This window comes from Enterobacter sp. 725m/11, assembly GCF_011683705.1.
In the GTDB taxonomy this organism is placed as follows: domain Bacteria; phylum Pseudomonadota; class Gammaproteobacteria; order Enterobacterales; family Enterobacteriaceae; genus Enterobacter; species Enterobacter bugandensis.
The window spans coordinates 1-13,969 of record NZ_JAAQOK010000077.1; the positions used below are offsets into that span (position 1 = coordinate 1).

10 protein-coding genes and 1 pseudogene are annotated in these 13,969 nt (G+C 58.1%); 5 read left to right on the forward strand and 6 right to left on the reverse strand.

The window, feature by feature from the left end; all coding sequences use genetic code 11:
• Positions 1 to 46: 46 nt before the first annotated feature.
• The 3 genes from argH to argC form a co-directional block, all read right to left on the reverse strand.
• Complete coding sequence (gene argH / locus HBA26_RS21650; protein ID WP_047366806.1) at positions 47 to 1,420, reverse strand: argininosuccinate lyase; 1,374 nt, start codon at positions 1,418 to 1,420, stop codon at positions 47 to 49.
• 74 nt (positions 1,421 to 1,494) lie between these two features.
• A complete protein-coding gene (argB, locus tag HBA26_RS21655) occupies positions 1,495 to 2,271 on the reverse strand; it encodes an acetylglutamate kinase (RefSeq protein ID WP_126346086.1) in 777 nt (258 codons plus the stop codon).
• A 6-nt stretch (positions 2,272 to 2,277) separates the two neighbouring features.
• Complete coding sequence (gene argC, locus HBA26_RS21660; RefSeq protein WP_126346087.1) at positions 2,278 to 3,282, reverse strand: N-acetyl-gamma-glutamyl-phosphate reductase; 1,005 nt, start codon at positions 3,280 to 3,282, stop codon at positions 2,278 to 2,280.
• Between the two features lie 88 nt (positions 3,283 to 3,370).
• Between argC and argE the strand changes: the two genes are divergently transcribed.
• The 5 genes from argE (at position 3,371) to HBA26_RS21685 (ending at position 10,174) form a co-directional block, all read left to right on the forward strand.
• Complete coding sequence (gene argE, locus HBA26_RS21665; protein WP_028014830.1) at positions 3,371 to 4,522, forward strand: acetylornithine deacetylase; 1,152 nt, start codon at positions 3,371 to 3,373, stop codon at positions 4,520 to 4,522.
• A 271-nt stretch (positions 4,523 to 4,793) separates the two neighbouring features.
• On the forward strand, positions 4,794 to 7,445 hold the full coding sequence (gene ppc / locus HBA26_RS21670; RefSeq protein WP_126346088.1) for a phosphoenolpyruvate carboxylase: 2,652 nt from the start codon (positions 4,794 to 4,796) through the stop codon (positions 7,443 to 7,445).
• A gap of 57 nt (positions 7,446 to 7,502) precedes the next feature.
• Complete coding sequence (locus HBA26_RS21675; RefSeq protein ID WP_126346089.1) at positions 7,503 to 8,267, forward strand: AraC family transcriptional regulator; 765 nt, start codon at positions 7,503 to 7,505, stop codon at positions 8,265 to 8,267.
• Positions 8,268 to 8,395: 128 nt separating this feature from the next.
• Positions 8,396 to 9,058: a fructose-6-phosphate aldolase gene (gene fsa, locus HBA26_RS21680; RefSeq protein WP_166721044.1), complete on the forward strand. Its 663-nt coding sequence runs from the start codon at positions 8,396 to 8,398 to the stop codon at positions 9,056 to 9,058.
• Positions 9,059 to 9,070: 12 nt separating this feature from the next.
• Positions 9,071 to 10,174, forward strand: a complete 1,104-nt coding sequence (locus HBA26_RS21685) for a glycerol dehydrogenase (RefSeq protein ID WP_126346091.1) — start codon at positions 9,071 to 9,073, stop codon at positions 10,172 to 10,174.
• A gap of 91 nt (positions 10,175 to 10,265) precedes the next feature.
• Here the strand turns inward: HBA26_RS21685 and katG are convergent, their stop codons facing one another.
• From katG to HBA26_RS21700, 3 genes and pseudogenes are all read right to left on the reverse strand, one after another.
• On the reverse strand, positions 10,266 to 12,446 hold the full coding sequence (katG, locus tag HBA26_RS21690; protein ID WP_028014834.1) for a catalase/peroxidase HPI: 2,181 nt from the start codon (positions 12,444 to 12,446) through the stop codon (positions 10,266 to 10,268).
• A gap of 146 nt (positions 12,447 to 12,592) precedes the next feature.
• Positions 12,593 to 13,480 carry a methylenetetrahydrofolate reductase gene (metF, locus tag HBA26_RS21695; protein ID WP_126346092.1) on the reverse strand — a complete coding sequence of 296 codons (888 nt, stop codon included), beginning with the start codon at positions 13,478 to 13,480 and terminating at the stop codon, positions 12,593 to 12,595.
• A gap of 225 nt (positions 13,481 to 13,705) precedes the next feature.
• A pseudogene (locus HBA26_RS21700) lies at positions 13,706 to 13,927 on the reverse strand (hypothetical protein); the annotation flags it as partial.
• Between the last annotated feature and the right edge of the window lie 42 nt (positions 13,928 to 13,969).

The window sequence follows — 13,969 nt, forward strand, 5'->3', positions numbered from 1 at the left end:
GCTCCCGGTGGGAGAGGGCCGGGGTGAGGGCACCAGCCCGCACGGTTCAAATCAGGCGGTTTTTCGCATCCGCAATTGCCTGCGCCACCTGCTTCGGCGACACGCCGCCTTTCGCCGCACGTTTATCCAGGCAGGACTGCAGCGCCAGAATCGGGTACACATCCTCCCCGATCGCCGCGCTGAATTTTTGCAGGTCGGCAAGCGCCAGCTCTTCAAGGGCTTTACCCTGACGAATCGCTTCCACTACCGCTTCGCCCACAATATGGTGCGCTTCACGGAACGGTACGCCCTTCGCGACAAGGTAGTCCGCCAGTTCGGTAGAGTTGGCATAGCCCTGCTGCGCCGCTTCCTGGCAGCGCGGACGTTTCACCTGAATGCCGTCCAGCACCAGCGCGCCCATGTGCAGACAGTCCAGCCAGGTGTCGAGCGCGTCGAACAGCCCTTCCTTGTCTTCCTGCATATCTTTGTTATACGCCAGCGGCAGCCCTTTCAGGGTCATCATCATGCCGGTCAGCGCGCCCTGCACGCGACCGCACTTGCCGCGGATCAGTTCCAGCGCGTCCGGGTTTTTCTTCTGCGGCATCAGGGATGAGCCTGAGGTCACGCGGTCAGACAGCTCAACGAAGCCCGCTTCACCGGAGTTAAAGAAGATCAGGTCTTCGGCAAAGCGCGAAAGATGCACCATCCCGATAGAGGCATTGGAGAGCAGCTCCAGCACGTGGTCACGGTCAGAGACGCTGTCCAGGCTGTTGCGGGTGGCGGAGGCAAAGCCCAGCCATCCTGCCAGCTGCTCGCGGTCGATTTCATACGCCGTACCGGCCAGCGCGCCGCTGCCCAGCGGGCTGACGTCCAGACGCTTCAGGGTATCCTGCAGACGGCTTTCGTCACGCGCCAGCATCTCAACGTAGGCCAGACACCAGTGCGCAAAGGTCACCGGCTGCGCGCGCTGCAGGTGGGTATAACCCGGCATCACCGCGTCCTGATTGTTCTGCGCGGTCTCTACCAGCGCACTTTGAAGCTGACGGTTGGCTGCCAGCAGTTCGCCAACGGTCTCTTTACACCACAGCTTCAGGTCGGTGGCGACCTGGTCGTTACGGCTACGGCCGGTGTGCAGCTTTTTACCCAGCTGGCCGACTTTGTCGATCAGCTTGCCTTCCACCCAGCTGTGAATATCTTCGGCATCGCTCTGCAGGATTTGCTGCGGATCCAGACGCACCTCTTCCAGCAGGTTATTCAGCGCCTCTTCCAGCTGCTGCTGTTCGTCTGCGGTCAGTACGCCAACGGTCACCAGCGCTTTGGACCAGGCCACAGAGCCGACAATATCCTGTTCGGCCAGGCGGTAGTCGAAGCGCAAAGAGTCGTTGAACTGTTTGAACCGCTGATCCGCTGCCTGTGTAAAACGCCCACCCCAAAGTGCCATAACATCGTTCCTTTATTCGTTAGTTCCGCCGGGTGGCGCTTCGCTTACCCGGCCTACGGTCATTCACTAAAAACTTACGCTAAAATACGCGTGCCAATCGGCGTGCCGTTAAACAGCGCCGGGAGCTGCTCCGCGTGACGCCAGGAGGCGATATCCACCGGGCGGCCCAGCGTGCGCGCCGCATCCAGCGCGGCGTTCACTTTGACGATCATGCCGTCGGTAATAATGCCCTGAGCGATCAGCTGCTCGGCTTTGGCGGCGGTCATTTCCGCTATGCGCTGGCCTTTACCGTCAAGAATGCCGCTCACGTCGGAGAGCAGGATCAGGTCTGCGCCCAGCGTGGCCGCCAGCGCGGTTGCCGCCTGGTCCGCGTTAACGTTCATCAGCTCGCCCTCTTCGGTCACGCCGATAGAGCTCACCACCGGCAGGAAACCGCCTTCCAGCAGGGTGTTAATCAGCTTAGGCGAACCTGGCTGCGCCAGTCCAACATGGCCGAGCTCTTCGTCGAGCTGGGTCACTTTTACGCTGTCACCGTCGCCCAGGTAGAGGCCAACGGACGCAATATGGTGTTTCTTCGCCCATGCCAGCAGCGTTTTGTTCGCCGTGCCCGCCAGCGCGCCGGTAATGATGTCAATCTGGTCAGCAGGCGTGACGCGCAGGCCATTTTTCTTTTTCACCGGCAGATTCAGCGCTTTCATCAGCTCATCCACCACGCAGCCGCCGCCGTGCACAATCACCAGCGGACGCTGGTGCGATTCGCGATAGTTCACCAGCGCGGTAAACAGGCGCTCCAGCGCTTCTTCGCTGTCCAGCAGCACACCACCGAGTTTGATAATTAATGGGTTCATCATCACACCTTAAATAAGAGCCTGCGTTTCAGGGAAGCCGAAACGAATATTTGCACACTGCATTGCCTGTGCGGCAGCGCCTTTGAGTAAGTTATCTTCTGCGGCGACCACAATCAGATGCTCGCCCTGTACGGCAAAGCCGATATCGCAGAACGGCAGGCCAACCACGTTTTTGAGCGCCGGCACGCCTTTGTCGTACAGACGCACCAGCGGTTTATCCGCATACGCCTGCGTGAAAGCCTCGCTCACCTGCTCTTTCGTCACGCCCGACTTCAGGCGACAGGTGATGGTTTCGAGGATCCCGCGCGGGAAGCTGCCCAGGTGCGGGGTAAAAATGACGTCCGCGCCCAGATGGGTGGTGATTTCAGGATGATGGCGGTGATTAAACACGCCATACGGCTGAAGGCTCACTTCGCAGAAGCTGTTGGAGATAGCGGCCTTGCGCCCCGCACCGCTCACGCCGCTGGTGGCGTTGATCACCGGCCACTGGCTCAGATCCAGCAGACCGGCGTCGATCAGCGGCTTCAGGGAGAGCTGCGCCGCCGTCGGGTAGCAGCCCGGAACGGCAATCAGGTCCGCTTCTTTCAGTTTATCCGCACTCCACTCCGCCAGGCCGTACACCGCTTTTTCAAGCAGATCCGGATGCTGATGAGTGAAGCCGTAATATTTTTCGTAGAACGCGCCGTCGTTAACGCGGAACGCGCCGGAGAGGTCAAACACCACGCAGCCGGCCGCCAGGAACTGCGGCGCCAGGTCGTGGCTGACCTCATGCGCGGTGGCTAAAAACACCACGTCAACGCCATCGGTGAACCCGCTGATGTCAGACATCGGCTGCAGCGGCAGATCGACCATGCCCTTAAGCTGCGGATGCAAATCGGAAATTAACTTTCCTGCATCATTGCTTTGCGCTGACACGGTCAAAGCGGTTATGGTCATATGAGGGTGGCGATTTACGTAGCTTACAAGCTCTGCGCCCGCATAACCGCTAGCGCCTACAATCAGCGTATTCAACATCGGGTTCCTTTATGCTCAACGTTAATGTATTTTTATTCACATTTATTGCATGAATATTGATACTATCACGACCTAAGGTGTGTCAACAATGAAAATGAACTTACCGCCATTTATCGAGATCTACCGCGCCCTGATTGCCACACCGTCCATCAGTGCGACCGAAGAAGCGCTGGATCAGAGCAATGAGTCTTTAATCAATCTGCTGGCGGGTTGGTTTAGCGATCTTGGGTTTAACGTTGAGGTTCAGCCCGTCCCCGGAACCCGCCACAAATTTAACCTGCTCGCCAGCACCGGAACCGGCGCGGGCGGCCTGCTGCTGGCCGGCCATACCGACACCGTACCGTTTGACGATGGCCGCTGGACGCGCGATCCGTTCACCCTGACCGAGCATGACAACAAACTCTACGGTCTGGGCACCGCCGACATGAAAGGCTTCTTCGCCTTTATCCTCGACGCGCTGCGTGACGTGGACGTGACGAAGCTGAAAAAACCGCTCTACATTCTGGCAACCGCCGATGAAGAGACCAGCATGGCGGGCGCACGTTATTTCTCTGAAAACACGTCGATTCGTCCGGACTGCGCGATCATCGGTGAACCGACTTCTCTGCAGCCGATCCGCGCGCACAAAGGCCATATTTCTACCGCGGTGCGCGTGCTGGGCCAGTCCGGTCACTCCAGCGATCCGGCGCGCGGCGTGAACGCCATTGAGCTGATGCACGACGCCATCGGCCGCATTATGACCCTGCGCGACGATTTGAAAGAGCGGTATCACTACGAGGCATTCACCGTGCCGTATCCGACGCTGAACCTCGGTAGCCTGCACGGCGGCGATGCGTCCAACCGCATCTGCGCCTGCTGCGAACTGCATATGGATATCCGTCCGCTGCCGGGCATGACGCTGAGCGATCTGGATGGCCTGCTGAATGAAGCGCTGGCCCCGGTGAGCGAGCGCTGGCCGGGACGCCTGACAGTCTCCGAACTGCATCCGCCAATCCCGGGCTACGAATGCCCGCCAGACCATCAGCTGGTTCAGGTGGTGGAAAAACTGCTCGGCGAGAAAACCGACGTGGTGAACTACTGCACCGAAGCGCCTTTTATTCAAACGCTTTGCCCGACGCTGGTCCTCGGCCCTGGCTCCATTAATCAGGCCCACCAGCCGGATGAATATCTGGAAACCCGCTTCATCAAGCCCACCCGCGAGCTAATTACCCAGGTTGTGCATCACTTCTGCTGGCATTAAAACCGCACCGAAAAGTCCCCTCTCCTCGTGGGAGAGGGTTAGGGTGAGGGCAACAAATCGCATGATCACCGTCACATTTCCATAAGCATCTCTTATCTGACGCAATGCGAATTAAATTTCGTAAATTGCCCGCATTTATTCGTTTGCTGAACCGTTTTCGCAGCAATTGACGACGGGGGTTTTACGTGGCTTTATAAAGGGAGATGACAAAATAATGTCCAGAAGATTTTCGCCTGGGCATAAACAAAAATGATGGGGTGACTGGGTTTTTATGAACGAACAATATTCCGCGTTGCGTAGTAATGTCAGCATGCTCGGCAAAGTGCTTGGAGATACCATCAAAGACGCATTAGGGGAGAACATCCTCGACCGCGTTGAAACCATCCGCAAGCTGTCTAAATCTTCCCGTGCCGGTAACGAGGCCAGTCGTCAGGAGCTGCTCACCACCTTGCAGAACCTCTCTAACGATGAGCTGCTGCCCGTTGCCCGCGCCTTCAGCCAGTTCCTGAACCTGGCAAACACCGCTGAGCAATACCACAGCATTTCGCCAAATGGCGAAGCGGCCAGCAACCCGGAAGTCATTGCCCGCACCCTTCGTAAACTGAAAGACCAGCCAGACCTCAACGAAGCCACCATCAAAAAAGCGGTGGAGTCCCTTTCGCTGGAGCTGGTGCTGACCGCACACCCAACCGAAATCACCCGTCGTACGCTGATCCACAAGATGGTGGAAGTAAACAGCTGCCTGAAGCAGCTGGATAACAAAGACATTGCCGACTACGAGCGCAACCAGTTGATGCGCCGTCTGCGCCAGCTAATTGCCCAGTCCTGGCACACCGATGAAATTCGTAAGCATCGCCCAAGCCCGGTCGACGAAGCCAAATGGGGCTTTGCGGTGGTGGAAAACAGCCTGTGGGAAGGGGTACCGAACTACCTGCGCGAGCTGAACGAACAGCTGGAAGCGAACCTGGGCTACCGCCTGCCGGTAGACTTTGTGCCGGTGCGCTTCACCTCCTGGATGGGCGGTGACCGCGACGGCAACCCGAACGTGACCGCGGAAATCACCCGTCACGTCCTGCTGCTGAGCCGCTGGAAAGCGACCGACCTGTTCCTGAAGGATATTCAGGTGCTGATCTCCGAGCTGTCGATGGTTGAAGCGACGCCGGAACTGCGCGCGCTGGCCGGTGAAGAAGGTGCCAGCGAGCCATACCGTTTCCTGATGAAAAAGCTGCGCGGTCAGCTGATGGCCACCCAGGCGTGGCTGGAAGCGCGCCTTAAAGGCCAGCGCCTGCCGAAGCCGGAAGGTCTGCTGAGCCAGAACGAACAGCTCTGGGAGCCGCTATACGCCTGCTATAAATCACTCCAGGCCTGTGGCATGGGCATCATCGCCAACGGCGAACTGCTTGATACCCTGCGCCGCGTGAAGTGTTTCGGCGTACCGCTGGTGCGTATCGACGTCCGTCAGGAAAGTACCCGCCATACTGAAGCCCTGGGCGAGCTGACCCGCTATCTCGGCATCGGTGACTATGAAAGCTGGTCAGAAGCCGACAAGCAGGCGTTCCTGATCCGCGAGCTGAACTCCAAGCGTCCTCTGCTGCCGCGCAACTGGGAGCCAAGCAACGACACCCGCGAGGTGCTCAACACCTGTAAAGCGATCGTCGATGCGCCGAAAGGATCGGTGGCCGCCTACGTGATCTCCATGGCGAAAACCCCGTCCGACGTGCTGGGCGTTCATCTTCTGCTGAAAGAAGCGGGCATCGACTACGCCCTGCCAGTCGCCCCGCTGTTTGAGACCCTTGAGGACCTGAACAACGCCAACGACGTCATGACCCAGCTGCTTAACATCGACTGGTATCGCGGCTTTATTCAGGGCAAGCAGATGGTAATGATTGGCTATTCCGACTCCGCGAAAGATGCGGGCGTGATGGCGGCGTCCTGGGCGCAGTATCAGGCTCAGGATGCGCTGATCAAAACCTGCGAGAAAGCCGGTATTGAGCTGACCCTGTTCCACGGTCGCGGAGGCTCCATTGGCCGCGGTGGCGCGCCTGCTCACGCAGCGCTGCTCTCTCAACCGCCGGGAAGCCTGAAAGGCGGCCTGCGCGTGACCGAGCAGGGCGAGATGATCCGCTTCAAGTACGGCCTGCCGGAAGTGACCATCAGCAGCCTGTCGCTCTATACCAGCGCGATCCTGGAAGCGAACCTGCTGCCACCGCCGGAGCCAAAAGAATCCTGGTGCCGCATCATGGACGAGCTGTCAGACATCTCCTGCGATCTGTACCGCGGCTACGTGCGTGAAAACAAAGATTTTGTCCCTTACTTCCGCTCGGCCACGCCTGAACAGGAGCTGGGTAAACTGCCACTGGGTTCACGTCCTGCAAAGCGTCGCCCGACCGGTGGCGTTGAATCCCTGCGCGCCATTCCATGGATCTTCGCCTGGACGCAGAACCGCCTGATGCTGCCCGCCTGGCTGGGTGCCGGTGCCGCGCTGCAAAAAGTGGTGGAAGACGGCAAACAGAACGAACTGGAAACCATGTGCCGCGACTGGCCCTTCTTCTCTACCCGTCTGGGCATGCTGGAGATGGTCTTCTCGAAGGCCGACCTGTGGCTGGCGGAATACTACGACCAGCGGCTGGTGAAACCAGAGCTGTGGGCGTTGGGTAAAGAACTGCGCGAACTGCTGGAAGGCGACATTAAAGTGGTGCTGGACATCGCCAACGACTCGCACCTGATGGCGGACCTGCCGTGGATTGCCGAGTCAATCCAGCTGCGTAACATCTACACCGACCCGCTGAACGTTTTACAGGCTGAACTGCTGCACCGTTCCCGTCTGGCGGAAGAGGAAGGTAAAGAGCCGGATCCTCGCGTTGAACAGGCGCTGATGGTGACGATTGCGGGCGTTGCGGCGGGTATGCGTAACACTGGGTAATGCTTTATGCCGGGCAGGCGTTTTTAGCGCCGCCCGGCAGGTTTCGGTAGTCTTCTCATGTATTCCGATATCACCCGAATTTTGGCTGACCTGGTGAACCGTACGTTACCGCTGGGCCAGATTCATTTCTCAGCGCTGGCTGAACAGCATCCCCGAACATCTCCCTGCCTCGTCATTACCCTTGCTCCCCCCTGTGAGGCGATATTTTCATCCTTTGGACACATCACGCTTCCACCGTCTAACGCCCTGAGCATACATTTCGGTAAGCAGCAGCTGACTCTCGATTTACAGCGTGACAACGCGCTTTTGCAGCAGTTGCAGGTTCCCCGGCGTGGCCCGCGAACGGGTGCTTTTCTTCTGCAAGCGCTCACCGAATTACAGATGCAGCCAGACGAGCAAGACACAGCCATGCTGGTGGTATTAAGCTTGCTCAGCCACTGCCGGGATCTGCTTGGCAGTGACATCCACACCGCTAACCGCAGCCGGGCGCTATTCGAAGCCATTCGTAGCTATATCGAAGAAAATTACGCCTCTTCGTTAACGCGCGAATCCGTGGCACAGGCGTTCTACATCTCGCCGAACTACCTTTCCCATCTCTTTCAGAAGATCGGCCACGTGGGGTTCAACGAGTATCTGACGCAAACGCGGCTGGAACATGCACGCCAGCTGCTGAAAGGCTACGATCTCAAAATTAAAGATATTGCCGCACGCTGCGGATTTCCTGACAGCAACTACTTTTGTCGCCTCTTTCGCAAGCACACCGAGCGTTCCCCTTCCGAATATCGTCGCCAGTATCACAGCCAGCTTATCGCCAAAAAATAGCATTGTGATCGCTATCGCACTTCGCTAAGGACATTACATTTGTCCAGTATTTGGCAAAATTGACCTGTATCCGCCGCACTCAGCCGGGCCTTATCCTTTATTCAACCTTTCTGACTTAAGGAAAAATAATGGAACTCTACCTGGATACCGCCAACGTGGCGGAAGTTGAGCGCCTGGCGCGCATTTTTCCCATAGCGGGCGTCACCACAAATCCAAGCATCATTGCCGCCAGCCGTGAATCCATCTGGGACGTGCTGCCGCGGCTGCAACAAGCCGTCGGGCCGAACGGTACGCTGTTTGCTCAAACCATGAGCCGCGACGCCGAAGGCATGGTGGCGGAGGCCAAACGCCTGAGTAACGCCATCCCCGGTATTGTGGTGAAAATTCCGGTCACCGCGCAGGGGCTTATCGCCATTAAAGGGCTGAAAAGAGAGGGTATTACCACGCTGGGCACCGCCGTTTACAGCGCCGCTCAGGGTTTACTGGCCGCGCTGGCAGGCGCGAAATACGTTGCGCCGTACGTCAACCGCGTCGACGCACAGGGCGGCGACGGTATTGGCATGGTACAGGAGCTGCAGTCCCTGCTTGAACTGCATGCGCCGGAAAGCATGGTGCTGGCTGCCAGCTTTAAAACACCGCGTCAGGCGCTGGACTGCCTGCTGGCCGGATGCGAGGCAATCACGATCCCCTTAGACGTAGCGCAACAAATGCTCGGTACCCCAGCGGTAGAGTCGGCCATAGAAAAGTTCGAGCAGGACTGGAAAAACGCGTTTGGTGACCTCAATCTCTAAGGGAGAACTGTTATGGACCGTATCATTCAATCGCCGAGGAAATATATCCAGGGCGCGGATGTGCTGACCCGTCTCGGCGACTATCTGAAACCCCTGGCAAACCGCTGGCTGATCGTCGGCGATAAGTTTGTGCTGGGTTTTGCCGAAGAGACCCTGCGTCAGAGTTTTAAAAAAGCCGAACTGTATGCCGAAATCGCGCCGTTTGGCGGCGAATGTTCGCAAAATGAAATCGATCGCCTGAAAAAGTTGGCCGACAGCGCCGACTGCCTGGCAGTACTGGGGATTGGTGGCGGTAAAACGCTTGATACCGCGAAAGCGCTGGCTCACTTTATGGACGTGCCGGTCGCCATTGCGCCGACTATCGCTTCCACCGACGCGCCGTGCAGCGCCCTTTCCGTTATTTACACCGACAGCGGCGAGTTCGATCGCTACCTGATGCTGCCGCACAACCCTAATATGGTCATTGTGGATACGAAAGTGGTAGCAGGTGCGCCTGCACGTCTGCTGGCCGCCGGGATTGGCGACGCGCTGGCGACCTGGTTTGAAGCACGCGCCTGCTCGCGCAGCGGCGCGACCACCATGGCCGGGGGTAAATGCACACAGGCGGCATTAGCGCTCGCCGAGCTGTGCTACAACACGCTGGTTGAAGAGGGTGAAAAAGCGATGCTGGCGGCGGAACAGCATGTGGTAACGCCTGCGCTGGAACGCATTATCGAAGCCAACACCTATCTCAGCGGCGTCGGCTTTGAAAGTGGCGGGCTGGCGGCTGCACACGCTATTCATAACGGCATGACGGCGGTGCCGGACGCGCATCACTTCTATCATGGGGAAAAAGTGGCGTTTGGTACGCTGACGCAGCTGGTGCTGGAAAACGCGCCGGTAGAAGAAATTGAGACCGTCGCGGCGCTTTGCCACAGCGTAGGGCTGCCGATCACCCTGGCACAGCTGAACATCAAAGAGGATATTCCGGCCAAAATGCGTCTGATTGCCGAAGCCTCTTGTGCGGAAGGAGAAACGATCCACAACATGCCGGGGGGCGTCACGCCGGATCAGGTGTATGCGGCGCTGCTGGTGGCAGACCAGTATGGACAGCGATTCCTGCAGGAGTGGGAGTAATAAAAAAGCCGGGTGGCGCTGCGCTTACCCGGCCTACATGGCACTTTAATTTGTAGGCCGGGTAAGGCGTAGCCGCCACCCGGCACAATGGCTACTTCACGTCAAACCGATCCAAATCCATCACCTTCGCCCATGCGGCAACGAAGTCACGGACAAACTTCTCGTGCGCATCGCTGCTGGCGTAAACCTCGGCCAGCGCGCGCAGGACGGCGTTAGAACCGAAGACCAGGTCGGCGCGGGTCGCGGTGTATTTCACTTCACCGCTGGCGCGATCGCTACCGGCAAACAGCTCGTTTGAATCGTCGGTCGCTTTCCACTGGGTATTCATATCCAGCAGGTTCACGAAGAAGTCGTTGCTCAGCACGCCTTCGCGGTTGGTGAACACGCCGTTCTTACTGCCATCAAAGTTCGTGCCCAGCACGCGCAGGCCACCGATCAGCACCGTCAGCTCAGGTGCGGTCAGGGTCAGCTGTTGGGCCTTATCAATCAGCAATGATTCCGTCGTGGACACATCCACCTGCGCACGGTAGTTGCGGAAGCCGTCGGCAATCGGTTCGAGCAGGTTAAACATCTCGATATCCGTCTGATCCTGACGCGCATCCACACGGCCCGGCGTGAACGGCACGTTGACGTAAACGCCCGCGGCTTTCGCCGCCTGCTCAACGCCCACAACGCCCGCCAGCACGATGATATCCGCCAGGGAGGCTTTATTGGTGGTGCGCTGAATTGCTTCCAGAGCCGGTAACGCACGTACCGCCGCAGCGTTCACATCCCAGTCGCGCTGAGGCGCCAGCGCCAGACGCGCGCCGTTGGCGCCGCCGCGCTTGTCGCCACCGCGGAAGGTCGATGCAGACGCCCAAGCCACGGAAACCAGCTCGCTCACGGAGAGGCCAGAGGCCGCGATTTCCGCTTTCAGGCTTTCAATGTCTTCCTGCGTCGGATGGAACACCGGCTGAGGCAGCGGATCCTGCCAAATCAGATCTTCTTTCGGCACTTCCGGGCCGATGTACCGCGCTTTTGGCCCCATATCACGGTGGGTCAGTTTGAACCACGCGCGCGCGAAGGCTTCGTTAAAGGCCTGCGGATCGTTCAGGAAGCGACGGGAAATTTTCTCGAATTCCGGGTCGAAACGCAGCGTCAGGTCGGTGACCAGCATGGTTGGCTTACGTTTTTTCGACGGGTCAAACGGGTCTGGCATGATTTCCGGCGCATCCACGGCTTCAAACTGAATCGCGCCTGCCGGGCTGCGGGTCTGCACCCATTCGTATTTGAACAGGTTCTCGAAGAAGTAGTTGCTCCACTGGGTCGGAGTTTGCGACCAGATGACTTCCAGCCCGGAGGTGATGGCGTCAGCGCCAATACCGGTGCCGTGCGTGCTGGCCCAGCCTAAGCCCTGCGCTTCAATCGGCGAGGCTTCCGGATCGGTACCTACGTGCGTGGCTTCACCCGCGCCGTGGGTTTTACCGAGCGTATGGCCGCCGGCAATCAGCGCGACGGTCTCTTCGTCGTTCATACCCATGTTGCCAAATGTAGCGCGGATTGCCGCAGCCGCAGACAGCGGTTCACCGCTGGCGTTTGGCCCTTCCGGGTTCACGTAAATCAGCCCCATTTCGGTGGCCGCCAGCGGGCGCTTCGCCAGTGCTTCCGGGTCACGGTGGGTCAGCCAGGCTTTTTCATCACCCCAGTTCACGTCCAGATCCGGTTCCCAGACGTCTTCACGACCGGCGCCAAAACCAAAGGTGCGGAAGCCGGAGTTCTCCAGCGCCACGTTACCCGCGAGGATAAACAGGTCGGCCCAGGAGATTTTTTGTCCGTATTTTTGCTTGATTGGCCACAGCAGGCGGCGCGCTTTATCCAGGCTGACGTTATCAGGCCAGGAGTTCAGCGGCGCAAAGCGCTGTTGGCCGCGTCCGGCGCCGCCGCGTCCGTCAACGGAGCGGTAAGTACCGGCACCGTGCCAGGCCATGCGAATAAACAGACCCGCGTAGCTGCCCCAGTCGGCAGGCCACCAGGGTTGAGAATCGGTTAACAGGGCTTTGAGATCGCCCTTGAGGGCGGAATAGTCGAGCTTGCTGAATTCTTTGCGGTAGTCGAAGTCTTCACCCAGAGGGTTCGAACGGTTGGAATGTTGATTTAGAAGATCGATGCGGAGTTGTTTAGGCCACCACTCTTTGCTGCCGGTACCTGCGCCCGCGCTGTGATCGACGCCGCCCTGATGGAACGGACATTTGCCGGCGGATGCCGCGTTATTGGTCTCGTCTGACGTGCTCATCGCTATGCTCCCTTTACAGTGATACCGTTACGATATACACCACTAGCAATAAGATATAGTTGAATTAATCCACAGATTCGATAGTTAATACCTTTTAACTTTTTATATGATTAAAAAGCCCTCACTTTATGAGGGCTTTTTGCTGATTACGCCGGACGAACGCCCAGCGTATGACAAATGGCGTAGCTCATCTCCGCGCGGTTAAGCGTGTAGAAGTGGAAGTCTTTCACCCCTTCGCGGCTTAAGATCTTCACCATGTCCATCGCGATATTGGCCCCCACCAGCTTGCGGGTTTCCGCGTCATCGTCCAGCCCTTCGTACATTTTGGACATCCACAGCGGAATGCGAACGTTGGTCATATCGGCGAACTTCTTCGCCTGTTTGAAGTTAGAGACTGGCAGAATGCCCGGGATAATTTCGACGTCGATACCTGCCGAGACGCAGCGGTCGCGGAAGCGCAGATAGCTTTCCACGTCAAAGAAGAACTGGGTGATGGCGCGGTTGGCACCGGCCTCCACCTTACGCTTCAGGTTAAGCAAATCCGCCTGGGCGCTTTTCGCTTCCGGGTGGACTTCAGGGTAGGCGGCCACGGAGATATCAAAATCAGCAACGTCTTTCAGCAGCGCGACCAGATCGGTAGCGTACATGTCCGGCTTGCCGCTTCCCGGCGGCAGATCGCCACGCAGGGCAACGATATGGCGAATCCCGTTGTTCCAGTAGTCCTGGGCAATGGCGCGCAGCTCATCGCGGGTGGCGTCAATACAGGTCAGATGCGGCGCTGCTTCCAGACCGGTACGATCTTTGATGCCTTTAATAATGCTGTGCGTGCGGTCGCGCTCGCCGGAGTTGGCGCCGTAGGTCACGGAGACAAACTTCGGCTTCAGGCTGCTCAGGCGATCGATAGAGTTCCACAGGGTTTGCTCCATTTCACTGGTGCGCGGCGGGAAAAATTCAAAAGAGACGTTAATCTGGCCGTTTACTTCGGCCAGGCTCTGATTCAGTGCTTCCCGCTGGTTGGCGTGAAAAAAGCTCATACCTTACCTCTATCTTTCGCGTGTCATTGTCTGTTGTGTTGTGAACTTCTATACGTTTAGACGTCCAGATGTAAAAATGACGGAAAAGCGGCGTGACGTCAACAGAAATAATCACAATAACGGTGAGGTTTGCTCAGGGAAGATGAAGGGAGTTCATGATGAGGGTGAGCGCGGTCTGATGCCCTCACCCTAACCCTCTCCCACAGGGAGAGGGAAATTCACTTTTTACAGCAGCTTAGCCAGACGGTTAATATCGGACTGGATAGCCCCAGCGGTGACATCGCGCCCCGCGCCCGGGCCGCGGATCACCAGCGGGTTATCGCGGTACCAGCGGCTTTCAATGGCGAAGACATTATCGCACGGCAGCAGGGCCGCCAGCGGATGGTCAGGACGCACCGCCTCGACACCCACACGCGCCTTACCGTTCGCCTCGAAACGCGCCACGTAGCCTGGCTCTTATACACATCTCCGAGCCCACGCGACAAGAGG

Bases quoted from the DNA above. Each gene is read 5' to 3' on its own strand.
- katG (WP_028014834.1), bottom strand. From the start codon at position 12,446: ATGAGCACGTCAGACGAGACCAATAACGCGGCATCCGCCGGCAAATGT.
- HBA26_RS21685 (WP_126346091.1), top strand. From the start codon at position 9,071: ATGGACCGTATCATTCAATCGCCGAGGAAATATATCCAGGGCGCGGAT.
- argC (WP_126346087.1), bottom strand. From the start codon at position 3,282: ATGTTGAATACGCTGATTGTAGGCGCTAGCGGTTATGCGGGCGCAGAG.
- fsa (WP_166721044.1), top strand. From the start codon at position 8,396: ATGGAACTCTACCTGGATACCGCCAACGTGGCGGAAGTTGAGCGCCTG.
- ppc (WP_126346088.1), top strand. From the start codon at position 4,794: ATGAACGAACAATATTCCGCGTTGCGTAGTAATGTCAGCATGCTCGGC.
- argB (WP_126346086.1), bottom strand. From the start codon at position 2,271: ATGATGAACCCATTAATTATCAAACTCGGTGGTGTGCTGCTGGACAGC.
- metF (WP_126346092.1), bottom strand. From the start codon at position 13,480: ATGAGCTTTTTTCACGCCAACCAGCGGGAAGCACTGAATCAGAGCCTG.
- HBA26_RS21675 (WP_126346089.1), top strand. From the start codon at position 7,503: ATGTATTCCGATATCACCCGAATTTTGGCTGACCTGGTGAACCGTACG.
- argE (WP_028014830.1), top strand. From the start codon at position 3,371: ATGAAAATGAACTTACCGCCATTTATCGAGATCTACCGCGCCCTGATT.
- argH (WP_047366806.1), bottom strand. From the start codon at position 1,420: ATGGCACTTTGGGGTGGGCGTTTTACACAGGCAGCGGATCAGCGGTTC.